The 22,853-nt window shown below is 69.3% G+C and carries 16 protein-coding genes; 9 read left to right on the forward strand and 7 right to left on the reverse strand.

Annotation, left to right across the window (positions count from 1 at the left end; all coding sequences use genetic code 11):
• Window positions 1-76 precede the first annotated feature (76 nt).
• Entirely contained in the window at window positions 77-505 is a 429-nt protein-coding gene (locus tag ACFV6H_RS01750) for an ester cyclase (protein ID WP_385537298.1), read from the forward strand.
• A gap of 90 nt (window positions 506-595) precedes the next feature.
• On the opposite strand, the gene ACFV6H_RS01755 is transcribed toward ACFV6H_RS01750, so the two are convergent.
• Entirely contained in the window at window positions 596-1,531 is a 936-nt protein-coding gene (locus tag ACFV6H_RS01755; protein WP_385537301.1) for an NmrA family NAD(P)-binding protein, read from the reverse strand.
• Between the two features lie 117 nt (window positions 1,532-1,648).
• Between ACFV6H_RS01755 and ACFV6H_RS01760 the strand changes: the two genes are divergently transcribed.
• Both ACFV6H_RS01760 and ACFV6H_RS01765 read left to right on the forward strand, forming a co-directional pair.
• Complete coding sequence (locus ACFV6H_RS01760) at window positions 1,649-2,242, forward strand: TetR/AcrR family transcriptional regulator (RefSeq protein ID WP_385537304.1); 594 nt, start codon at window positions 1,649-1,651, stop codon at window positions 2,240-2,242.
• A gap of 220 nt (window positions 2,243-2,462) precedes the next feature.
• On the forward strand, window positions 2,463-2,954 hold the full coding sequence (locus tag ACFV6H_RS01765; RefSeq protein WP_385537307.1) for a DUF3558 family protein: 492 nt from the start codon (window positions 2,463-2,465) through the stop codon (window positions 2,952-2,954).
• Between the two features lie 170 nt (window positions 2,955-3,124).
• On the opposite strand, the gene ACFV6H_RS01770 is transcribed toward ACFV6H_RS01765, so the two are convergent.
• On the reverse strand, window positions 3,125-4,630 hold the full coding sequence (locus ACFV6H_RS01770; RefSeq protein WP_385537310.1) for a glycoside hydrolase family 16 protein: 1,506 nt from the start codon (window positions 4,628-4,630) through the stop codon (window positions 3,125-3,127).
• Window positions 4,631-4,835: 205 nt separating this feature from the next.
• Between ACFV6H_RS01770 and ACFV6H_RS01775 the strand changes: the two genes are divergently transcribed.
• Together ACFV6H_RS01775 and trxA are read left to right on the forward strand one after the other, a co-directional pair.
• Complete coding sequence (locus tag ACFV6H_RS01775; RefSeq protein WP_385537313.1) at window positions 4,836-5,282, forward strand: MerR family transcriptional regulator; 447 nt, start codon at window positions 4,836-4,838, stop codon at window positions 5,280-5,282.
• Window positions 5,279-5,611 (forward strand): thioredoxin, encoded by a 333-nt coding sequence (trxA, locus tag ACFV6H_RS01780; protein WP_385537316.1) that lies wholly within the window; start codon window positions 5,279-5,281, stop codon window positions 5,609-5,611. Before ACFV6H_RS01775 ends, trxA begins: the two co-directional genes overlap by 4 nt.
• A 58-nt stretch (window positions 5,612-5,669) precedes the next feature.
• Here the strand turns inward: trxA and ACFV6H_RS01785 are convergent, their stop codons facing one another.
• The gene (locus tag ACFV6H_RS01785; protein ID WP_385537319.1) at window positions 5,670-6,698 is read right to left on the reverse strand and encodes an ArsR/SmtB family transcription factor; all 1,029 of its coding nucleotides are present in this window, start codon (window positions 6,696-6,698) and stop codon (window positions 5,670-5,672) included.
• A gap of 139 nt (window positions 6,699-6,837) precedes the next feature.
• Here ACFV6H_RS01785 and ACFV6H_RS01790 point away from each other — a divergent pair, with 139 nt between their 5' ends.
• A complete protein-coding gene (locus ACFV6H_RS01790; RefSeq protein ID WP_385537322.1) occupies window positions 6,838-7,443 on the forward strand; it encodes a peptidase inhibitor family I36 protein in 606 nt (201 codons plus the stop codon).
• Between the two features lie 328 nt (window positions 7,444-7,771).
• Window positions 7,772-10,066 carry a HelD family protein gene (locus tag ACFV6H_RS01795; protein WP_385537325.1) on the forward strand — a complete coding sequence of 765 codons (2,295 nt, stop codon included), beginning with the start codon at window positions 7,772-7,774 and terminating at the stop codon, window positions 10,064-10,066.
• Between the two features lie 92 nt (window positions 10,067-10,158).
• Here the strand turns inward: ACFV6H_RS01795 and glgB are convergent, their stop codons facing one another.
• The 4 genes from glgB to ACFV6H_RS01815 form a co-directional block, all read right to left on the reverse strand.
• A complete protein-coding gene (gene glgB / locus ACFV6H_RS01800) occupies window positions 10,159-12,579 on the reverse strand; it encodes a 1,4-alpha-glucan branching enzyme (protein ID WP_385537328.1) in 2,421 nt (806 codons plus the stop codon).
• Between the two features lie 240 nt (window positions 12,580-12,819).
• On the reverse strand, window positions 12,820-14,331 hold the full coding sequence (locus ACFV6H_RS01805; RefSeq protein ID WP_385537330.1) for a phosphotransferase: 1,512 nt from the start codon (window positions 14,329-14,331) through the stop codon (window positions 12,820-12,822).
• 293 nt (window positions 14,332-14,624) lie between these two features.
• Window positions 14,625-16,358, reverse strand: coding sequence for a maltose alpha-D-glucosyltransferase (gene treS, locus ACFV6H_RS01810; protein ID WP_384975733.1), 1,734 nt, complete (start codon window positions 16,356-16,358; stop codon window positions 14,625-14,627).
• Complete coding sequence (locus ACFV6H_RS01815) at window positions 16,355-18,352, reverse strand: alpha-1,4-glucan--maltose-1-phosphate maltosyltransferase (RefSeq protein ID WP_385537918.1); 1,998 nt, start codon at window positions 18,350-18,352, stop codon at window positions 16,355-16,357. The genes treS and ACFV6H_RS01815 overlap by 4 nt, the downstream gene beginning before the upstream one ends.
• Before the next feature lie 457 nt (window positions 18,353-18,809).
• Here ACFV6H_RS01815 and glgP point away from each other — a divergent pair, with 457 nt between their 5' ends.
• Window positions 18,810-21,398 (forward strand): alpha-glucan family phosphorylase, encoded by a 2,589-nt coding sequence (gene glgP / locus ACFV6H_RS01820; protein WP_385537333.1) that lies wholly within the window; start codon window positions 18,810-18,812, stop codon window positions 21,396-21,398.
• Window positions 21,399-21,590: 192 nt separating this feature from the next.
• Window positions 21,591-22,820, forward strand: coding sequence for an alginate lyase family protein (locus tag ACFV6H_RS01825; RefSeq protein WP_385537336.1), 1,230 nt, complete (start codon window positions 21,591-21,593; stop codon window positions 22,818-22,820).
• Window positions 22,821-22,853: the final 33 nt, after the last annotated feature.

Genomic DNA, 22,853 nt, shown 5'->3' on the forward strand with positions numbered 1-22,853 from the left:
GTACCGACACTGCCGTGGACGCTGAGCGGACGACGTCGAGCGCGGGACCCACCACTTCCCATGAGGAGATCGCACGATGTCTGTGGATGGCACGACCGAGGCCGAGGCGCTCGTCCGGCGCTTCTACCAGCCGCTGAGCACCGGTGACACGGACCTCGTGGACGAGGTGCTGGCGCCGGGATGGGAAGCCCTTCCGGCCCTGCATGCCGGTCCTGGCCGCGACGGGTGGAAGGCGACCGTCGCTTACCTGCGCAGCGTCCTCGGAGGCCTGAGTTTCACCATCGAGGATGTCCTCGTCGCCGGTGACGGTGACCGGGTGGCCGTGCGATCCGTCACGCGCGGCACCCACGACGGTGAGCTGCTGGGCATTCCGGCCACCGGCCGCCAGGTCGAGATCCGCGCCTCCGACTACCACCAAGTTGAGGGTGGCCGCATAGTCCGGAGCTGGCACCTGGAGGACTACTACGGCGTCATCCAGCAGCTGAACGCCGGAAACGACTCCTGACGGTGCCGCCGCGTGGCGCTTGCCGGCCGACCGCCGGGCCGGCCGATCCGAGCTGAACCGAAACCGGATCGAACCGGGCCCAGGGCCCTGTCAGGCCGCAGCCCGCATGTGCTTCTGTGCCCATTCCTCGAAGCTGGTGAGCGGGATGCCGAGGTCTCTCGCGTACTCAGGGCGGGCCGGCTGGCCGGCCACGTTCATCCACTCGTGCGAGGCGCCCATCCCTGGCATTCCCGCGGCGAAGGCCTCCTCCTCGGTCATGTCCGGCGCCGACAGCTCCGTACCCAGTGCACGGGAGAGGGCCTCGGCGATCTCCGTCATCGACAGATAGTCGCTCGCCAGCTCCAGTTCGATCCCGTCGAACCGTTCCGGCGCCGTGATGGCCGCCGTGGCCGCCCTGCCGATGTCCTCCACCGCCACGAGGGACAGCCGGGTGGCGGGCTTCAGGACGGACACGATGCCGCCCTCAATCCCGCGCGGGAAGAGGAACGCCATGGACGGCAGGAAGTTCTCCATGAAGAAGCCCGGCTTGATGAGCGTCCAGTGAGGGAAGCCCGCCGCGCGGACCCGGTCCTGGATCGCGGTCTTGGCGCCGAGCGTGGGCTCCATCGAAGCCCAGCGGCCTTCGGCCCAGCCGGGAGCCTCGGTGCGCCGGTCGGCGCCGGAGACGGACGTGTGCACGAAGTGCGGTACTCCGGCGGCCTTCGCGCCCTCGATGAGGTTGACGCCCTGGGCTATCTCTCCCTCGAAGTCGAAGCCGTCCTCGGTCATGCCCGGCATCTGTACGGAGAAGACGGCGCGGGCGCCCTCGGCGGCCCGGATCACGGACTCGCGGTCGTGGAGGTCGCCGGTGACCAGTTCGGCGCCGAGCGCCTCGACCGTCTTGGCGCGGTCCGTGGCCGGGTCGCGGACCAGGGCGCGTACGGGAACGCCCGCCGCGAGCAGGGCACGGGCGGTGGCACCGCCCTGTCTGCCGGTGGCGCCGGTGACCAGGACGGGTGCGGAATCGGGTGCGGAATCGGTGGACATGGTGCTCCTCAGGGCGCTCTCAACTTAAACGGCGGAGCCCGCCGTTTCGCTCCACGATACAATACGGCGGGGCCCGCCACTTTATGGCCGCCACTTGATGGAACCGGAGGTGACGCCATGCCCGCCCAGCAGCGTGCCGACGCCCGGCGCAACTACGCGCGCATCCTTGCCGTGGCCGAGGAGGAGGTTGCCGCGCACGGCGTCGACGCGTCCCTGGAACAGATCGCCCGCACCGCGGGAGTCGGCTCGGCGACCGTGCGCCGGCACTTCCCCACCCGCCGCGCACTGCTGGAGGCGGTCTCCCGGAAGCGGATCGAGGCCCTGTGCCTCCGCGCCCACGAGTTGGCGGATAACGCTGACAACGCAGGCAAGGCAGGCAAGGGTGACAGTCGGAGCGCGCTGCTGGAATGGCTGAGTGACGTGGTCGCCTACTCCGCCTCCGCCCGAGGGCTGGCGCCCGTGCTGGCTCCCGAGGGCGCCGGGCCCGGCTCGGAGCAGGTGAACTCCTGCTCGGCGTTGCTGGAGGAGTCGGCGGGCCCGCTGCTCCGGCGCGCCGCGCGGGACGGCGCGGTGGCGACGAGTGTCACCTTCGCCGATCTGATGACACTGATCGCCGGCATCGCCCTGGCCACGGAGCACCTCGCCGATCCCGCCGCCGAGGCGGACCGGCTGTTCCGGCTGGCCGTGGCGGGACTGAGCCCCCGGAGCTGAGCCCTCGGAGCCCATGACACCGAGATCCACCGACGCGCCGGGAGCGGTGGCAGTCCGGTGACAGTTCCCGCACGTAACTGGCACGCGCTGCCGCAACCCACGCCTCGGGCGAGGCCGTCCTTGAGGTTGTCCCCGGATTTCGGGGCCCACGATTTGGGGGGCTTACATGTATAGGACGAACCGCAGAACCACTCGTACCCGTTACAACCGCAGCGCGGTCATGAAGCGTGCATCTCTGGCCGCGGTCTGTCTGGTGGTCCTGGTGCCGGCACTGGCCGCGTGCGGCTCGGACACGGCCACACCGGCTCCCGACGACCGTTCCTCTTCCAGTACTTCGGCGGCCAAAGAACCCGATGCCGCCGCGCCGGCCAAGAAGGTCGACGCGTGCACACTGCTCAAGCCCGCGGAGATCACACCGATCATCGGCCGGAACGACGGCGGCCGGCCCGATTCCGGTGTGGGGGAGAGCGTGTGTCTGTGGGAGAACGCCGAAACCTACCACTCCGTCACCTTGAGTATCGGCTCCCCGGGCACGGCCGCCTCGGACCAGTCGGCCTCCGGCGCCGATGGAATCAGCTTCGGCTCCGGCAATATGGCCGAGTTCGCCGTGGGCGACCGTGCCTGCACGCTTCAGGTCGTCACAAGCGTCACGGACGAATCCGACCGCCCGACCATGGCCAAGCTCGTCGGCCTCGTCCGCACACGACTCTGAAGCACGGCGCACCGCCGGGCCCGGAACCCGGACCGGAACCGGCTCGTACGGAGACGTCCGTACGAGCCGGTCCCGGCGTACGCGCTGTACGAGCCGGTCCCGGCCTACGAACCGGGTCGCGCCGTACGAGCCGTTTACGCGCCGTACGAGCCGGTCGGTGGCGCCGAGGATCAGCCGAACGGGATCCGGATCACCGACTGGTTGCCGATGCCGAGTGTGCTGGTGCCGTTGCCGATGGCGTTCCAGACCTCGACGCGGACCTTGCCGTTGACCAGATTGCCGTGGGTGCCGGTGGACGACTTGAGGCCGCTCGCCTGGGTGTAGTGCTCGTAGCCCGGGACCGGATCGGTCGCGAAGTACAGATACGTCTCCGTGCGGTCCCAGGTGCCGTCGCCCGTACGGTCGTAACTCACCCTGATCTGCTGGCCGTTGCCGACCGTCGCGCCCGAGTCCACGAAGAGGTCGAACTGTGTCGAGCCGCCGTTGTACGTCCGGGTGATACCGCCGGAGGTGAAGACCTGCGGATTGTGCGGTGTGCCGTCGTAGTTGGCGCCGCCCGCCGTGGCGAGAGTGGCCGTGGTGGCCGAGCCGGTGGAGTCGCCGAGGCCCGCGCCCGTGCGCGCGTACAGCGTCGAGGAGCCCGAAGGCGGCGGATCGGTCGGCGGGTCGGTGGGCGGATCCGTCGGTGTCGAGCCGCCGCCGCGGGTCCAGACGGCCACATAGTCGACCAGCATGGGCCGTCCGGGAACGGTCGCCGCCGTCGGCGTCGGGCCGCCGAGCGCGTCCGGGAACGCGCCGCCGATCGCCACGTTGAGCAGCAGGAAGTATCCGGCGTGGTCCGTCATATTGGCCCAGGTGCCCGCGTCGACACGGTCCTGCCGCACGGAGTGGAAGAGCTGGTCGTCCACGTACCAGCGCAGCTCGTTGGGTGCGACCGAGCGGTCCCACTCGAAGCGGTAGGTGTGGAAGGCGGACTGGCAACTGGCGCCTGGGCAGGCGCGGTTGGCGCCGAGACCGGTGGTCTCGTTGCAGGGGCCGCCCGGGCTGACTCCGCAGTGCAGCACGCCCCAGACGGAATTGATCCCGTTGACGTTCTCCATGATGTCGAACTCGCCGATGCCCGGCCAGTTCCAGTAGCTGCCGCGGTACGGCGAACCGAGCGCCCAGAAGGCGGGCCAGTAGCCGGCAGCCGCGGCCCCGGTGACGTTCGGCATCTGGATACGGCCCTCGATACGGAGGGTGCCGCCCGCCGGAGCCTTGAAGTCGGCGCGCTGGGTCTCGATCCGGGCCGAGGTCCAGTTGCCGCCGCCGTCCCTGAGCGGAGTGATACGGAGATTGCCGCCGCCGTCGAGGCTCAGATTGTCCGGGCTCGCGGTGTAGTTCTGGATCTCGCCGGTGCCCCAGTTGCCGGGCCCGCCGGGATAGCCATGACCGGTGTCGATCTGCCAGTTGGCGGCGGAGGGCAGGCTGCCGCCGGCGCCGTTGAAGTCGTCACTCCACTGAAGGTTCCAGCCGGGAGCGGGCGGAATGGCGCCCTGCGCGCTGCCCGCGCCGGTCAGTCCGATGAAGCCCGCCAGCGCGACGGTCAGGGCGAGGGCCGCGGCGAGGAAGGGAGTGCGTGGAGTACGCCGAGTACGCCGAGTACGCGGTGTGCGTCTGATGCGGCTCGTTCTCAAGGAAACACCTCCGGTGAGGATGGTGCCGAGGAAAATCCGGTCCGAGGAGGATCCGATGGGATCGACGGACCGATGGGACCGATGGATCTGAGAGCGCTCTCAGTACGTCTTGTACGGCCTGCCGACTGAGCCGTCAATAGCTCAAGGGCGCCGGCCGCTCCGGCCGCTTGCCTTGACGTCGGCGTCAAGGATTACGGTCGAAGACATGCGCATCGGCGAGCTGGCGGAGCGGGCCGGGACCACCGCCCGGACTCTGCGGTACTACGAGTCCCGCGGGCTCCTGCCCGCACGGCGCGCGGTGAACGGATACCGCACGTACGACGAGAGCGATCTGCGGCTCCTCCGGCAGATCAGGACGCTTCAGGACTTCGGCTTCGATCTTGAGGAGACGCGGCCGTTCGTCGAGTGTCTGCGTGCCGGACATCCGGCCGGAGACGTATGTCCCGCCTCGCTCGCCGTGTACCGGCGCAAGATCACGGAACTGGACGCTCTGATCGATCAGCTCCGGTCGGTCCGCACCCAGGTCGGCGCACAGCTCGCCCAGGCCGAAGCCACGCAGACCGAAACCATGCGGGCAGCGGCTCCGCCGCCCCGGTGTGAGCTGACGGCCCCCGTACAGCAAGAGCCCGCTCACGAAGGAGAGCTGAAATGATCAAGGCAGCAGGCGTCGATTCCGTCACGGACGCCGACTTCGACAACGAGGTACTGACGGCCGCCCTGCCGGTCCTGGTGGAGTTCACCGCCGACTGGTGCCCTCCGTGCCGCCAGCTCGCGCCGGTCCTGAGCGCCGTGGCGGAGGAGGAGGCCGACCGTATCAAGGTCGTACAGATCGATGTGGACACCAATCCGCAGACCACCGCGCGCTACGGCGTCCTCGCGATGCCGACGCTCATCCTCTTCCGCGGTGGCGAGCCGGTGAAGTCGATGGTCGGCGCCCGTCCGAAGCGCAAGCTGTTGCAGGAGCTGGAGGACGTGGTCTGACACGCGAAGAACGAGCCCGAAGAACGAGCCGACGGGCAGGTGCCAGGCGCCGGGGGAGTCAGGCGCCCGCTGGCCGCTGTTCACCTACGGAGGGCTCCCCTGCGGAGGGCGGGCTGATGAGCGCCGCACCGAGCGGAGTGAGCGTGTGGAGGACGGAGTTGGCCACACGCCGACTGGTGATCAGACCGGCGTCGCGCAGTGCCCCGGTGTGCTGGCTGGCCGCGGATACGGAGACGCCCGCGGCGCGCGCGAGACCGCCGGTGGTCGCGCCCGTCCCGGTGGCCCGGAGAACGGCGGCACGCCTCTGCCCTATCAAGCTCTCCAGTGCGGAGGGCCGGTGGGCGTCGGACGTCCTTCTGTGCGCGAGCGCTTGACGCAGAATGGGATAGACGACCACGGGAGACAGTTCGTGGTCCGCCAGAGCGACGGGCTGATGCCAGCAGAAATACGACGGCACAAGAAGCAGCCCGCGTCCCTCCAGATAAAGATCCCGCTCCCAGCCCGCGCACTGTATATACAGGACCGGTGGATTCCACTCCATCGTCGGCCGCAGGCTTCGCAGCAGCCCGTCCGTGCCGTGGTCCATCAAAGGACGCGTCCGTAAGGAACGCTCCGCGTCCACATGCGCCTGAATGCGATCGCTGTGCGGGGCTATGACGGCCTCGTGATAACTCCGTAGCGCTTTTACCAGTTCCTCGCGCATCTCTGTCTCAGCGAGTTGTGATGTCCACGCAGGTGCTCCGCTGACCCGGGCCATGACCTGCACTTCGCGCCGGACGCGCTCACCCGATGTCCGCAGGACGGCCGCCAGTCCGGCCTTCAGACCGTCGGATCCCTCGGCCGGCGTGAGGAAGTCGGGATAGTAAGCGGCTCTGGGCACGACCGGTATCAGCAGGGAGCGCACCGTCTTCTCCAGGCCACGCTCCCGGATACGCGAACAGGCGCCGTGGTACCAGTCGGTGTATGCCCATCGGCCTTTCCGCGTCTGGAAGCGGTGCAGGCTGCTCACGATCTCCCACAAGGGATCGGCGGAGGCGGCAATTCGTGTACGGGCCAGGTCGGCATCGGTGAAATGAATACGGAGCACGCGATTCCTCTCGGCTGACCAGCGTCTTTGAGGTGTGCCGAAACATCATGGCCACCAGATGCACCAACTGGCAATGTCGGGTCTCGGACATACCGATGCTCTTCGGCCGAAACTTCCGTACCGATGAATTGAGGCTCTCGTGCGCAGAATCACGAAGTGGTCCGTCACCCTGACCGCCGCCGCGATGGCGGTCATGGGCCTGGCGGGCCCGACCTCCGCGACCTCCGCGGCCGGCTCACTCCCGTCGACCATCGCGGCGCAAGCCGCACAGGCGGGCCTCGACAAAGCCGAGGCCGCCGGCCTCCAGCGGCAGATAGACGCTCAGCTCTCCATCGCACCCGGTGGCAAGCAGACCGGCGTCAACGAGATCTCCTGGCGCGGCGGCAGGACGGTGATGACCTTCCCGCTGCCCGGTGAGAAGAAGGCGCGCGCCGTCGGTGAGGCGTTCGCGCCGACGGGAACACCGAACTGCAGCCGTCTGTGGACCTGTCTGTACGAGCACGCCAACTTCGACGGCCGCCGTCTGACCTGGTCCGACTGCGACTTCGTCAACCTCGCCGACTGGGGCTTCAACGACCAGACCACCTCCTGGCACAACAACCAGTCGACGGGGACCAGGACGTACGTCTACAACTGGAACGGAGTCAACGCCTGGGTGCTCCTGTGGACCTCCACGGCTCCCTCGTCCAGCTCGAACGTGGGCAGCGCCAACAACGACAAGGCCGACGGCCTCCAGGTGTGCTGAGTCCTCAGGTGCGCTGAGTGGTCCGCAGCCGATCAGGCTGTGAGCATGTGCTTCGGCGTTGCGCCGTCCGGCCCGCGTTGCCCGGGCCCGGACGGCGCGACGCCGCGCCCGCCCAGGGATCCGTCCGACGGTGCCCAGAAAAAATCCCCGGTCCGAATTGACGGCCGGGGTATTCGCCTGCGTATATTGAGTGTTTCCGTGTCCTGATTTCGTGACTCGCTGTTGTTGAGAATACAGGCGTTGTTGAGGATCCAGGCTACGGGCTACTCAATGAAGTGCAGCGTATCGGACAGGGGTCGAATTGTCAACCAGGGAATCCAGTGACGAATTGCGAAATGAGCAGCAATTCATCTCTGTCCTCTACGAGCGGCTCGACGCGCTCAGGGAGCAGGCCGAGGGCGCCGTGGAGGCGTCGATCGGCCAGGTCACCACGGTGCGGCAGGCCCGGGTGGAGCGGGACATCAGCGTCGCGGAACAGTCCGACCGGCTCTCCTCGCTGAACGCCGTGGAGACGGGCCTCTGTTTCGGACGGATCGACCTCCGGGAGGAAGACAGCGGCCTCCAGGAGGAGTCCGACACCGCCGAAACCGCCGGCACCGGCGCCACCCATCACATCGGACGTATCGGAATGCGCGCCGACGACGAGGAGCACACTCCGCTGCTGATCGACTGGCGCGCTCCCGTGGCACGGCCCTTCTATCTCGCCACCGGCTATTCGCCCATGGGCCTGCGCCGGCGCCGGCACATCACCACCCAGGGCCGCCGTGTCACCGCGCTGCACGACGAGATCATGGATCTCACCGACACCACCCGCACCGGATACGAGGATCCGGACGGCGACGCCGTGCTGCTCTCCGCGCTCAACTCCGCGCGTACGGGCCGGATGAGCGACATCGTCCAGACCATCCAGGCCGAGCAGGACCGCATCATCCGCGCACCGCACCGCGGCGTACTGGTGGTCGAGGGCGGTCCCGGTACCGGCAAGACCGCAGTCGCGCTGCACCGGGCGGCGTATCTGCTCTACGCGCACCGGGAGCAGCTCGCCCGCCGCGCCGTGCTGATCGTCGGTCCCAACCCGGCCTTCCTGGGCTATATCGGCGAGGTGCTGCCCTCGCTCGGTGAGACCGGAGTGCTGCTGGCCACCACCGCCGAGCTGTTTCCCGGTGTACGGGCCACCGGCACGGACACTCCGGCGGCGGCCGAGATCAAGGGCCGGGCGGCGATGGCCGAGGTGCTGGCCGGTGTTGTACGCGACCGGCAGACCGTGCCGCATCGCGCCACCGAGATCGCCCATGACGGCTACGGCACGCTCCTCCTGGACCGAGCGATGGCCGAGGACGCCCGCTGGCACGCCCGCGAGACCGGCCTTCCGCACAATCTGGCCCGTCCGCACTTCGCCTTCCATGTCATCGACGCCCTCACCAACCAGCTCGCGGAGCGGATCGGTGCCGATCCGCTGGACGACGGCAATCTGCTCGGCGCCGACGACATCGCCCAGCTCGGCAAGGAGATCGCCACCAGCCGTGAGGTGCACGCGGCGATCGAGGAACTCTGGCCGCTCCTCACTCCGCAGCGGCTGATCGCCGACTTCCTCGCCGATCCCACCAGGCTGCCGGACGGCGACGCCGAGCTGATCCGCAGGACTCAGGACGGGCCCGAGAGCGGGACCGACGGCAGGACCGACGGTCCCTGGACTCCGGCCGACGTACCGCTGCTGGACGAGGCCGCCGAGCTCCTCGGCGCGGACGACAGCGCCGCCCGCGCCGCCGCCGAGGCCGAACGCCAGGACCGGATCGCCTACGCACAGGGCGTCCTCGATCTCTCGGAGGGCTCGAAGACCTATGAGTTCGAGGACCAGGAGTCCGAGGTGCTCGCCGCGCACGACATCATCGACGCCGAGCGGTTCGCGGACCGCCAGGAGGCGGCCGACCACCGCAGCGCCGCCGAGCGGGCCGCCGCCGACCGCACCTGGGCCTTCGGCCATATCGTCGTGGACGAGGCCCAGGAACTCTCCGCCATGGCCTGGCGGTTGCTGATGCGCCGCTGCCCGAGCCGCTCCCTGACCCTGGTCGGCGACCCGGCCCAGACCGGCGACGCGGCGGGCTGCGACTCCTGGCGGCAGATCCTCGCGCCGTATGTGGGCGAGCGCTGGAGACTGGCGCGGCTCGGCGTCAACTACCGTACGCCCGTGGAGATCATGGAGGTCGCGGCCGAGGTACGGCGGACGGCGGATCCGCTCTTCGAGCCGCCGAAGTCGGTACGGTCGACCGGCCGCGCTCCGCTCGTACGTACCGTGGCACCGGCGGACCTGGTCCGTACGGCCGTCGCGCTGACGGACGCGCCGGAGCTGGCGCATCCGGAGGAGGGCCGTATCGCGGTGCTCGCGCCGGCCACTCTGCTTCCGGCCCTCGCCGCCGAACTCCCGCACGCCTCCTGGGGAGCCGCGCCCGATCTCACCCGGCCCGTGGTCCTGCTCAGCGCCCGTCAGGCGAAGGGCCTCGAATTCGACACGGTGATCGTCGTCGATCCGGACGGCATCCTGAAGGCCTCGCCGCGCGGCACCAACGATCTGTATGTGGCGCTGACCAGGGCGACCCAGCGGCTGGGGATCGTACGCACCTGATCCTCGCGCCGCCTGATCCGTACGGTGTCGCCCTCGCCGGAACCATACGGATCAGGCGAGGGCGAGGGCCGCGGTATCGCGTCCCGCGTCCGTCACACGGGCCGCAGCCAGACCGTCGCCAGCGGAGGCAGCGTGAGCTGGATGCTGGCCGGACGGCCGTGCGCGGTCACCGACTCCGGCTTCAGCGGCTCCGGATTGAGCACATCACTGCCGCCGTAGCGCGCCGCGTCCGTGTTGAGCACCTCGGTCCAGGCCGTGAACTCCTCCGGGACACCGAGCCGGTACTGCCGGCGCACCACCGGCGAGAAGTGCGAGACCGCCAGCAGCGGCGAGCCGTCCGCGTCGAAACGGAGGAAGGCGAAGACATTGTCGTCGGCCGCGTCGCCGTCCACCCACGAGAAGCCCTCGGGCACCGTGTCGCGCTGCCAGAGCGCAGGCGTCGCGCCGTACACCTTGTTCAGATCGCGCACCAGATCGCGTACGCCTCGGTGGTCGGCCTCCGCCTCGTACGACGGATCGAGCACCCACCAGTCCGGGCCATGGCTCTCCGACCACTCCGCGCCCTGGGCGAACTCCTGGCCCATGAAGAGAAGTTGCTTGCCGGGATGAGCCCACATGAAGCCCAAGTAGGCGCGTTCATCGGCGCGCTGCTGCCACCAGTCGCCGGGCATCTTGGAGACCAGCGCGCGCTTGCCGTGCACGACCTCGTCGTGCGAGATCGGCAGCACATAGTTCTCGCTGTACGCGTACACCATGGAGAAGGTCATCTCGCCGTGGTGGTACTTGCGGTGGACGGGCTCCTTGGAGACATAGTCCAGCGAGTCGTGCATCCAGCCCATGTTCCACTTCAGCCCGAAGCCGAGACCGCCGAAGCCGTCGGGGCCCACATGGTGCGTGGCGCGGGTGACACCGTTCCAGGCGGTGGACTCCTCGGCGATGGTCACCACTCCGGGACAGCGGCGGTAGACGGTGGCGTTCATCTCCTGGAGGAAGGCCACGGCGTCCAGATTCTCCCGGCCGCCGCGCTCGTTCGGCGACCACTGGCCCTCCTCGCGCGAGTAGTCGAGATAGAGCATCGAGGCCACCGCGTCGACACGCAGTCCGTCGACATGGAACTCCTCGCACCAGTACACGGCGTTGGCGACCAGGAAGTTACGGACCTCCGTGCGGCCGTAGTCGAACTCCAGCGTGCCCCAGTCGGGATGCTCGGCCCGGCGCGGATCCGGGTGCTCGTACAGCGGCCGGCCGTCGAACTGCGCCAGCGCCCAGTCGTCCTTCGGGAAGTGCGCCGGCACCCAGTCGACGATCACACCGATGCCCGCGCGGTGGAGCGCGTCGACCAGATACCGGAAGTCGTCCGGTGTGCCCATACGGGACGTCGGCGCGTAGAAGCCGGTGACCTGATAGCCCCAGGAGCCGCCGAAGGGATGCTCGGCGACGGGCATCAGCTCGACATGGGTGAAGCCGAGGTCCTTGACATAGGCAGGGAGCTGCGCGGCGAGCTGACGGTACGTCAGGCCTGGCCGCCAGGAGGCGAGATGGACCTCGTAGACCGAGAACGGCGCCTCGTGCACCGGGCGGTCGGCGCGGTGCGCGAGCCACTCCTCGTCGCGCCAGACATGGTGCGACTCGGTGACGACGGACGCGGTCGCGGGCGGCACCTCCGTACGCCGTGCCATCGGGTCGGCGCGCAGTGTGTGCGAACCGTCGGGACGTGTGATGTCGAACTTGTAGAGTGCGCCCTCGCCGATCCCGGGCACGAACAGCTCCCACACTCCACTGGAGCCGAGCGAGCGCATCGGCAGGGCCGTGCCGTCCCAGTAGTTGAAGTCACCGGAGATCCGCACGCCTTGTGCATTGGGCGCCCAGACGGTGAAGCGCGTACCGGTCACGCCCTGGTGGACCATGGGCCGCGCGCCGAGCGCCCGCCACAGCTCCTCGTGTCGGCCCTCGCCGATCAGATGCAGATCGAGTTCGCCGAGCGCGGGCAGGAAGCGGTACGGATCCTGGACCTCCAGCTCGTCGGGCTGCTCCGTGGCATCGCTGTACCGGACGAGCAGTGTGTACTCCGGCACGGCGCGCAGCGGCAGGACTCCGGAGAAGAAGCCGTCGCCGTCGTCGTGCAGCTCGGCCCGTACGGCAGGCTCCTCCGCGACGACGGTCACGGCACGGGCGTACGGCCGCAGCGTCCGGAAGAGCACACCGTCCTTCACCGGGTGCGCGCCGAGCAGCCCGTGCGGATCGTGGTGCGCACCGCCGAGCAGCCGCTGCCGGTCGTCCTCGGCCAGGTCCGGCGCGGCCCGCACACCGCGCCCGCCCGGATCCTTGCGCGGCGGATCCTCGCGCGGCCGGGACGCGGCGGCACCGGAGCCCTGCGGGCGCGCGCGGCTCGCGGGCTTCTTCGCCGGCACGCCCTTCGGCGCGGGCTTCTTCCCGGTCCCGGCCGGAGCGGGGACGGAGGTGGTCGGGAGCGTGGGCTCCGAAGGACGGTCGGACGGCGTGCGGGCGGTCACGGGGGCTGCCTCCTCGGCGGGACTGCGCTGTGCGGACGGTGAGTAGCGGGCGGGTACGGTCCCGGATCACGGACCCGAGAGACGGCGAGTGGTGGACGGCGAGTAACGGGTGGGGAGTGACGGGCGCGATTCTGTTCTGTGGTCCGGTCTGTTCTGTGGTCCGGCGGTCGCGCGGCCCGGGCCGATGACGGTGATCCCTCGTGCGGCGCCCTGTGGCACCCGTGGCGCCCGGCCGCCGCCCTACGCGTCTTCCGCGAGCCGGCGGATCGCCGCCATCGGCACCGGGAGCCAGTCGGGACGGTGCCTGGCCTCGTAGAGCACCTCGTAGACCGCCTTGTCCGTCTCGTACGCGCGCAGCAGCTCCGGCTCGGCGCGCGGATCGGTGCCCGCCGCCAGCGCGTAGCCCTCGCAGTACGCCGCCCGGCAGCGCGCCGCCCAGTCCGGGCGCCAGGGCTCGTGGGAGCGGGCCGCGTAGTCGAAGGAGCGGAGCATGCCCGCGACATCGCGGACCGGCGGCTGCGGGCGGCGGCGCTCGGCGAGCGGCCGGGCCGGCTCGCCCTCGAAGTCGATGACCGACCACCGTCCGTCCGGTGTCCGCAAGGTCTGGCCGAGATGCAGATCGCCGTGGACGCGCTGCGCCGGTCTGCCGCGCGCCGCCTCGTCCAGCCCGGCCAGCGCGTCGAACGCGGTGCGCAGCCCCGGTACGTACGGCATGAGCACCGGTACCGCCTGTGCCGCCGCCTCCAGACGCTCGGCCATGCCCTGTGCGAGCTGCGCGGTCTGCCGGCGTCCCAGCGTGACCGTCGGCAGCGCGGCGGCGAGCGCGATATGCACCTCGGCGGTGGCCCGCCCGAGCGCACGCGCCTCCTTGGTGAAGTCACGGCCCCGGGCCAGCGCCGCCAGTGCGAGCTGCCAGCCGTCCTGGGAGCCGCGCAGATACGGCTGGAGCACGCCGAGTGTGAGGGAGTCACCGCTGCCGGACGGATCGGCCGCCTCGAACCAGGCGACGGGCGCGGGCACCCGGTCGCATCCCTCGGCGGCCAGCGCGAGCGGCAGCTCCAGATCGGGATGGGGCCCGGGGAAGACGCGCCGCAGGATCTTGAGGATGTAGGCGTCGCCGTACACCAGGGACGAATTCGACTGCTCGGCGTCGAGCAGCCGCCCGGTCAGCCCGGCGGGCACCGTGCCCGCGTGGTCGAAGCGCAGCGGTCCCAGCGCGCCCGACGCGCGCAGCCGCTCCAGCAGCAGTTCGGCCAGCCGCGGATCGTGCAGTCCCTCGTAGACGGTGCTGCCGGCCAGCGGGCCCTGGGCGGCATGGCCGATCAGCGCGGATGCCAGCGCCGGCGGCAGCGCCTTCCGTACGCCGAGCAGCAGCTGGTAGCAGTCGCCGCCCGAGGCGGTGGCGGACGCGGTCGCCGAGTGCGCGGCTCCGGCGTGGGCGGACGAGGGAATCGACGGCGGCGGGCCCGCGGCGCTCCGCTGTTCGACCCGTACGAGCAGATGCAGCAGGCCCGGACCTCCCGCGTTCATCGGCAGCAGCTCGGTGGCCGCCACCGGTACGAAGCCGGTGACCGGCCGGCCCTTGCCCGCGAACCAGCGCTGGCGGGGCAGCCAGTCATGGAGCAGCGGCGCGAGCGAGCCGACCAGCGCCCTCGCGTCGGCGGGCGACAGAGCGGACGACACGGCTTGTGAGGCAGCGGGCGAGGCGGTGACGAGGCACGGGGTAGTCCGGGTGGATGCAGCCTTCGACATGGCATCGCGTCCTTTCCCCGGGCACACCACAGGATGCGCAGAGTGTCCCGGATTGCGGCAATGGCTGTCCGGCTGTGCGGGACGTGTCGGGTGAGGATGATCCGTACGGGCTCGGTTCTGTTTGCGCAGGGCCCGGACAAAGTCCGTATCGAGTCCGTACTGGGTTGGTTCGGAGATCGTTTCCGTATGAACTCTGTACGGATCCGATCAAACGGAGGTGCTGGATGTGGTGGAGCGTGCCCCGTGCGAGGCGGCGGAAACCGCCTCGCACGGGTCCGGGGTCGTAGGGCGCGTTACGCGGGGACGGCGGGCACGCCGTCCTTCCTGAGCCGGAACCAGTAGAAACCGTGGCCCGCGAGCGTCAGCAGATAGGGCCACTCACCGATGGCGGGAAAGCGCACACCGCCGATCAGCTCCACCGGATGACGCCCGCTGAACTGCCGCAGATCCAGCTCGGTGGGCTGGGCGAAGCGTGAGAAGTTGTGCACACAGAGCACCAGGTCGTCGCCGTTGCCCTGAGGAGAGGGCGCCTCGCGCAGAAAGGCGAGCACCGCCGGGTTGGAGGACGGCAGCTCGGTGTACGAGCCGAGCCCGAAGGCCGGATTCTGCTTACGGATCTCGATCATCCGCCGGGTCCAGTGCAGCAGCGAGGACGGCGAGGCCATCGCCGCCTCCACATTGGTCACCTGGTAGCCGTAGACCGGATCCATGATCGTCGGCAGATAGAGCCGGCCCGGATCGCTGGACGAGAAGCCCGCGTTCCGGTCGGGCGTCCACTGCATCGGAGTGCGCACGGCGTCGCGGTCGCCGAGCCAGATGTTGTCGCCCATCCCGATCTCGTCGCCGTAGTAGAGGATCGGGGAGCCCGGCAGCGACAGCAGCAGCGCGGTGAACAGCTCGATCTGGTTGCGGTCGTTGTCCAGCAGCGGCGCCAGCCGGCGCCGGATGCCGATGTTGGCCCGCATCCGCGGATCCTTGGCGTACTCCGCGTACATGTAGTCGCGCTCTTCGTCCGTGACCATTTCGAGAGTGAGCTCGTCATGGTTGCGCAGGAAGATGCCCCACTGGCAGTTCGTCGGGATGGCCGGTGTCTTCGCCAGGATTTCCGAGACCGGATAGCGGGACTCGCGCCGTACCGCCATGAAGATCCGCGGCATCACCGGGAAGTGGAACGCCATATGGCATTCGTCGCCGCCCTTGGCGTAGTCGCCGAAGTAGTCCACGACATCCTCCGGCCACTGGTTGGCCTCGGCGAGGATCACCGTGTCCGGATAGTTGGCGTCGATCTCCGCGCGTACCCGCTTGAGGAACTCATGGGTGGCCGGGAGGTTCTCGCAGTTGGTGTTCTCCTGCTGGTAGAGATACGGCACGGCGTCCAGCCGGAAGCCGTCGATGCCCAGGTCCAGCCAGAAGCGCAGCGCGGAGACGATCTCCTCCTGCACCGCCGGGTTCTCGTAGTTGAGATCGGGCTGGTGCGAGAAGAAGCGGTGCCAGTAGTACTGCTTGCGCACCGGGTCGAAGGTCCAGTTGGAGGTCTCCGTGTCCACGAAGATGACCCGGGCGTCCTGGAACTGCTTGTCGTCGTCGGCCCAGACGTAGTAGTCGCCGTAGGGGCCTTCGGGATCCTTGCGGGACTCCTGGAACCATTCGTGCTGATCGCTCGTATGGTTCATGACGAAGTCGATGATCACGCGCATACCGCGCTGGTGCGCGGCGTCGACGAACTCCACGAAGTCGGCCAGATCGCCGAATTCGGGGAGCACCGACGTGTAGTCGGACACGTCGTAGCCGCCGTCGCGCAGGGGCGACTTGAAGAACGGCGGCAGCCAGAGGCAGTCGACGCCCAGCCACTGGAGATAGTCCAGTTTGGCCGTGATGCCCTTGAGGTCTCCGATGCCGTCGCCGTTGCTGTCCTGGAACGAACGCACCAGGACCTCGTAGAAGACGGCCCGCTTGAACCAGTCGGGATCTCGGTCCTTGACCGGGGTGTCCTCGAACTTGTCGTGGACGGGCTCATTGACGATCATGATGTGGGTGACCCTCCGATCGGCGGGGACGGTCGCAGCACCACGATGTGCGCGGGTGTGACACCCGGCTCTAGGCGCACATAGGTGGAACTGCCCCAGTGATAGGTCTCGCCGGTGAGCTCGTCGCGCACCGGAACGGTCTCGTGCGGTTCAAGGCCGAGCCGTTCCATGTCCAACGAGACCGTCGCCTCCTGGGTGTGGTGAGGGTCGAGGTTGACGACCGCCAGAACGATGTCCGTGCCTGCCCGCTTGCTGTACGCGATGACCGCGTCATTGTCGGCGTGGTGGAAATGGATGTCGCGCAGTTGCTGAAGTGCGGGATGCCGTCGTCTGATCCGGTTGAGCAGGGTGATCAGCGGGGCGATGGTACGGCCCTCACGCTCGGCCGCCTCCCAGTCCCGGGGTCTCAGCTCGTACTTCTCGGAGTCAAGGTACTCCTCACTGCCCGGCTTCGCGGGGGTGTTCTCGCAGAGTTCGTACCCCGCGTAGACACCCCAGGAAGGCGCCATCGTCGCCGCGAGCACGGCCCGTACCTCGAAGGCGGGCCGGCCCCCGTGCTGAAGGTAGGCGTGCAGGATGTCAGGAGTGTTGACGAAGAAATTCGGCCGCATGTACGCGGCGGTCTCGCCGGACAGCTCGGTCAGGTAGTCGGTCAGCTCCTGCTTGCCGTTGCGCCAGGTGAAGTACGTGTACGACTGCTGGAAGCCGATCGCGCCGAGCGTACGCATCATCGCGGGCCGGGTGAACGCCTCGGCCAGGAAGATCACATCGGGATCGGTGCGGTTGATGTTCGCGATGACCTTCTCCCAGAAGACCACCGGCTTGGTGTGCGGATTGTCGACGCGGAAGATGCGCACACCGTGGGCCATCCAGTACCGCAGGATGCGGGTGGTCTCCCGGACCAGACCGCGCAGATCGCTGTCGAAGGCGATCGGATAGATGTCCTGGTACTTCTTCGGCGGGTTCTCGGCGTACGCGATCGAGCCGTCGGCGCGGTGGTGGAACCACTCGGGATGCCTGGTGACCCAGGGATGGTCCGGAGAGCACTGGAGCGCGAAGTCGAGGGCGATCTCCATCCGCAGCGTGCGGGCCGTCTCCACGAAGTGGTCGAAGTCCTCGATCGTGCCCAGATCGGGATGGACCGCGTCATGGCCGCCGTCGGGCGAGCCGATCGCCCAGGGCACTCCGACATCGTCGGGGCCGGGCTCCAGGGAGTTGTTGGGGCCCTTGCGGTAGGTGGTGCCGATGGGATGGACCGGCGGCAGATAGACCACGTCGAAGCCCATCGCGGCGACCGCGGGCAGCCGCTCGGCAGCCGTTCTGAACGTACCGCTGACGGGCGGCTCGCCCTTCTTGACGACCGCGCCCTCGGAGCGCGGGAACAGCTCGTACCAGGAGCCGTACAGCGCCCGTCTGCGCTCGACCAGCACCGGCGCGGGACGTGAGGCGGTGACCAGATCGCGCAGCGGATGGCGGGCGAGCGCGGCGTTCGCCGCCGGGGAGAGCGCGGCGGCCAGCCGGTCCGCGGCGGACAGCGACTCGTCGCGCAGGGCGTCGACGGCGGCCAGCACGGCCTCCCGGCCGTCGGCCTTCGGCACACCGGCGGCGGCCCGTTCGTACAGCTCCGCGCCCTCGGCGAGGACAAGGGCGATGTCGTGCTCGTTGATGGCCGCGGGAATCTTGATCCGGGCGGCGTGGCGCCAGGTGGCGACCGGGTCGCTCCACGCCTCGACGGTGTAGGTCCAGCGGCCTTCCTCGGTGGGGGTGACCTCGGCGCCCCAGCGGTCGGTGCCGGGAGCGAGTTCACGCATCGGGGTCCAGGGGCCCGGGCGGCCACCTGGATCCAGGAGGACGACATTGGCCGCGACCGCGTCATGGCCCTCGCGGAAGACGGTCGCGGTGACCTGGAAGGACTCACCGCTCACCGCCTTCGCGGGGCGTCTGCCGCAGTCGACGAGCGGTTGTACGTCCAGGACGGGAATGCGACCAATCAGCGGTTTCACTGGATCACCTGTGGGCTGTGCGGGCGTGACAGGCAGGGCGGGTGCGTCGGGCCGGCCGGCTGCGTATCTTTGCCGGTTCTTGATGTTTTGGATGTTCTTTGTAGCTGCTCGGTAGACGACTGGGAGGCTGCGGGCATGGCCGCTCCTGTCCGCGTTCACTCGAATAGCGCTGGAATCGTGTGGAAACGCGCTCGTTTGCCGTACGGACACCGCGTATGAGCGGGCGTGTGAGCTGTGCGTACCGGGTGCGTACCGGATGAGCCTTCCCCCTCCCTTCGGGTGGGCAATCCGGCGATCTGTTAACTACTGGGGCGTAGAGAGCCCGGCGCGAATGCGCGAATGCGCCGTGGTTGCGGAGGGCGCCCGGGGACTACCGTCGGAGGGACGGCGGACCGCACACCCGTGGTGCGTCCGCTCCGGCTCGTATGTCCCTGCGAAGGTGGAACACGTGAAGGCAATCCGTCGGTTCACCGTCCGCCCTGTCCTGCCCGCACCACTCCGACCGCTCAGCGACCTCGCCCGCAATCTGCGCTGGTCCTGGCACACCGAGACCCGAGAGCTCTTCGAAGCCGTCGATCCCGCCGGCTGGCGGGCCGCCGACGGCGACCCGGTGAGACTCCTCGGAGCCGTCTCCGCCGCCCGTCTGGCCGAGCTGGCCAGGGACAGTTCCTTCCTGGACCGGCTGACCGCCGCCGCGGCCGATCTCGACACCTATCTGCGCGGCGACCGCTGGTACCAGCAGCGTGACGCCGAGGGCGCCGAGCTGCCCGCCGCCGTCGGCTACTTCTCGCCCGAGTTCGGCATCACCGCGGCCCTGCCACAGTACTCGGGCGGCCTCGGCATCCTCGCCGGCGACCATCTCAAGGCCGCCAGCGATCTCGGCGTACCACTCATCGGTGTCGGTCTGCTCTACCGGCACGGCTACTTCCGCCAGTCGCTCTCCCGGGACGGCTGGCAGCAGGAGCAGTATCCGGTCCTCGATCCCCATGAACTCCCGCTCACGCCGCTGCGCGAGGAGGACGGCACACCCGCCCAGGTCGTCCTCACGCTGCCCGGCAGGCGCTCGCTGCGCGCCGGCGTGTGGCTGGCGCAGGTCGGCCGGGTGCCGCTGCTGATGCTCGACTCGGACGTCGAGGAGAACGGTCCGGGCGAGCGCGAGGTCACCGACCGGCTCTACGGCGGCGGCAGCGAGCACCGGCTGCTCCAGGAGATGCTGCTGGGCATCGGCGGAGTGCGCGCGGTCCGGGCGTACTGCCGGCTCACCGGCCGTCCGGCGCCCGAGGTGTTCCACACGAACGAGGGCCATGCCGGCTTCCTCGGCCTGGAGCGCATCCGTGAACTCGTCGACACCGGGCTCGGCTTCGAGGCCGCCCTGGAGGCCGTCCGCGCCGGGACGGTCTTCACCACCCATACGCCCGTGCCGGCCGGGATCGACCGGTTCGACCGCGAGCTGGTCGCCCGGCACTTCGGCGAGGACGGCGAGCTGCCTGGTGTGGCCGCCGAGCGGGTCCTCGGCCTCGGCATGGAGAGCTATCCGGGCGGCGAGCCGAATCTCTTCAACATGGCCGTGATGGGCCTGCGGCTCGCCCAGCGGGCCAATGGCGTCTCCACACTGCACGGCGCCGTCAGCCGAGAGATGTTCGCCGGACTCTGGCCGGGCTTCGATCCTCAGGAGGTGCCCATCACCTCCGTGACCAACGGTGTGCACGCGCCGACCTGGGTCGCGCCCGAGATCGCCCGGCTGGGCGAGGGCCCCGCGGACGCCACACTGTCGCCCGCGGTCCCGGACGCCGATCTCTGGGACGTACGCCGTCAGCTGCGCGAACAGCTCGTCGTGGAGGTACGGGAACGGCTGCGCGAGTCCTGGCTCCAGCGCGGTGCCCAGGCCGCCGAGCTGGGCTGGATCGACGGCGTACTCGACCCGGACGTCCTGACCATCGGCTTCGCCCGCCGGGTCCCGTCGTACAAACGGCTGACGCTGATGCTGCGCGACCGCGACCGGCTGACGGATCTGCTGCTCGATCCGGAGCGGCCGGTCCAGATCGTCGTCGCGGGCAAGGCGCATCCTGCGGACGACGGCGGCAAGCGGCTGGTGCGGGAGCTGGTGCGGTTCGCCGACGATCCGCGCGTGCGCCATCGCATCGTCTTCCTGCCCGACTACGGCATGGGGATGGCGCGCAAGCTCTATCCGGGCTGCGATGTCTGGCTGAACAATCCGCTGCGTCCGCTGGAGGCGTGCGGCACCAGCGGAATGAAGGCCGCGCTCAACGGCTGTCTCAATCTCTCGGTGCTGGACGGCTGGTGGGACGAGTGGTTCGAGCCGGACTTCGGCTGGGCCATTCCCACGGCGGACGCCGCCACCGACGAGAACCGCCGGGACGAGCTGGAGGCGAACGCCCTCTACGCGCTGATCGAGGACCGGGTGGCGCCGCGCTTCTACGACCGAGGCGCGGACGGACTGCCGGACCGCTGGATCGAGATGGTCCGCAGCACACTGGTCACCCTGGGACCGAAGGTGCTCGCGGGACGGATGGTGCGTGAGTATGTGGAGCGGCTCTACGAGCCCGCCGCCCATGCCCATCGCGCGCTGGACGCCGCGACCGCGACGGAGCTGGCGTCCTGGAAGTACCGCACACGCACGCTCTGGCCGTATGTGTCGGTCGACCATGTGGAGGGCGTCGCGGCCGGCGCCGCCGGAGGCACGGCCGAGCTGGGCTCCACACTCTCGCTGCGCGTCCAGGTGGGCCTCGGTGAACTGCGGCCGGACGAGGTGGAGGTGCAGGCCGTCGCGGGCCGGGTCGGCTCGGACGACACGCTCGTGGACGCGCGGCCGTTTCCGCTCAAGCCGGCCGACGGGCCGGATCTGGAGGGCCGCTGGATGTACGAAGGGCCGCTCGCGCTGGACCGTACGGGCCCTTACGGCTATACGGTCCGGGTGCTGCCCTCCCATCCGCTGCTCGCCACGAGCGCGGATCTGGGACTGGTCGCGCTGCCGACGGAGGCGACGGGGGAGGGCGCGGGCGTACTGCTGCGCTGACGGACGGGGCGGGACGGACGGGGCGGGCGCGGGGGCGGGCGCCCGCCGCGCCTGCGGCCATTGGTCCAGACCTTGACGTGTTCATGGGATGGCTCTACCTTCCTGACTCAATGACAGGTTCACAACTCCACTCAACGTTCATATGGGTGAATCGAGTTGGGGGCCGAACCCTTGACCGGAAGGCACCCCCACATGCGCCCCGGATCCATCCCCAGACTTCTCGGGCTCTCCGCCGCTCTCGCCGGTGTTCTGGCCGCGGCCTTCACGGCGCCCGCCGCCGCCGAGAAGGCGCCCAAGGCAGCTCCCGCCGCCGTCCCGGCCGTCGCCGCCGCTCCGGCGAGCTTCACCCATCCCGGTGTGAACCTCAACACCGCCCAGCTCGACTTCGTACGGAGCAAGGTGCAGGCGGGCGCGCAGCCCTGGAAAGCCGCGTACGACCAGATGATGGCGAGCAAGTACGCCTCGCTCACCAGGACGGCCAAGCCTCGCGCGATCGTCGAGTGCGGCTCGTACTCCAACCCCAACAACGGCTGTACGGACGAGCGCGAGGACGCCATCGCCGCGTACACCACCGCGCTGGCCTGGTACATCACCCGTGACGACCGGTACGCGCAGAAGTCCATCCAGCTCATGGACGCCTGGTCCAACTCGATCCAGGACCACACCAACAGCAACGCGCCGCTCCAGACGGGCTGGGCCGGCTCCTCCTGGCCCAAGGCCGCGGAGATCATCAAGCATGTCCACGGCAACTGGCCGAACGCCGGGCGCTTCAGCACCATGCTGCGCAATGTCTATCTGCCGGAGATCATCAACGGCTCCAACTCCAACGGCAACTGGGAGCTGACGATGATGGAGGCGGCGGTCAGCATCTCCGTCTTCCTGGACGACAAGGCGAGCTGGGACAAGGCGATCGGCAAGTATCTCGTCCGGGTGCCCGCGTACATCTATCTGGCGTCCGACGGCGATCTGCCCAGGACCGTACCGAGCCAGAACCTGAACACCCGCGACAAGATCGTCGGTTACTGGCAGGGCCAGGGCACCTTCATGACCGGCCTCACCCAGGAGACCTGCCGCGACTTCGTCCACACCGGCTACGGCATCTCGTCCGTCTCGCATGTCTACGAGACCGCCCGTATCCAGGGCCAGGACCTCTTCCCGCAGGTCGGCGAGCGGCTGCGGCAGGCGCTGGGCTTCCAGTCCAAGTACGAGGTCCAGGCCGAGCCCGTACCGTCGAACCTGTGCGGCGGCAGTGTGCAGCGCGGCCTCGGACCGATCACCGAGGTCGGCTTCAACGCGCTCAACACGCGGCTGGGCTACGCGATGACCAACACGCAGCGGCTCACGGAGCAGCAGCGGCCCTCGGGCACGAACAATCTCTTCGTGGCCTGGGAGACGCTGACCAACGCGAGCAACCCGAACTAGCCGGACGGCCGGCCGGGCGGCTTTCCTCCAGGT

The sequence above is a fragment of the Streptomyces sp. NPDC059743 genome, from assembly GCF_042732975.1.
Classification (GTDB): Bacteria; Actinomycetota; Actinomycetes; order Streptomycetales; family Streptomycetaceae; genus Streptomyces.

Bases quoted from the DNA above. Each gene is read 5' to 3' on its own strand.
- ACFV6H_RS01825 (WP_385537336.1), top strand. From the start codon at position 21,591: ATGCGCCCCGGATCCATCCCCAGACTTCTCGGGCTCTCCGCCGCTCTC.
- ACFV6H_RS01775 (WP_385537313.1), top strand. From the start codon at position 4,836: ATGCGCATCGGCGAGCTGGCGGAGCGGGCCGGGACCACCGCCCGGACT.
- trxA (WP_385537316.1), top strand. From the start codon at position 5,279: ATGATCAAGGCAGCAGGCGTCGATTCCGTCACGGACGCCGACTTCGAC.
- treS (WP_384975733.1), bottom strand. From the start codon at position 16,358: ATGATCGTCAATGAGCCCGTCCACGACAAGTTCGAGGACACCCCGGTC.
- ACFV6H_RS01805 (WP_385537330.1), bottom strand. From the start codon at position 14,331: ATGTCGAAGGCTGCATCCACCCGGACTACCCCGTGCCTCGTCACCGCC.
- ACFV6H_RS01760 (WP_385537304.1), top strand. From the start codon at position 1,649: ATGCCCGCCCAGCAGCGTGCCGACGCCCGGCGCAACTACGCGCGCATC.
- ACFV6H_RS01755 (WP_385537301.1), bottom strand. From the start codon at position 1,531: ATGTCCACCGATTCCGCACCCGATTCCGCACCCGTCCTGGTCACCGGC.
- ACFV6H_RS01765 (WP_385537307.1), top strand. From the start codon at position 2,463: ATGAAGCGTGCATCTCTGGCCGCGGTCTGTCTGGTGGTCCTGGTGCCG.
- ACFV6H_RS01750 (WP_385537298.1), top strand. From the start codon at position 77: ATGTCTGTGGATGGCACGACCGAGGCCGAGGCGCTCGTCCGGCGCTTC.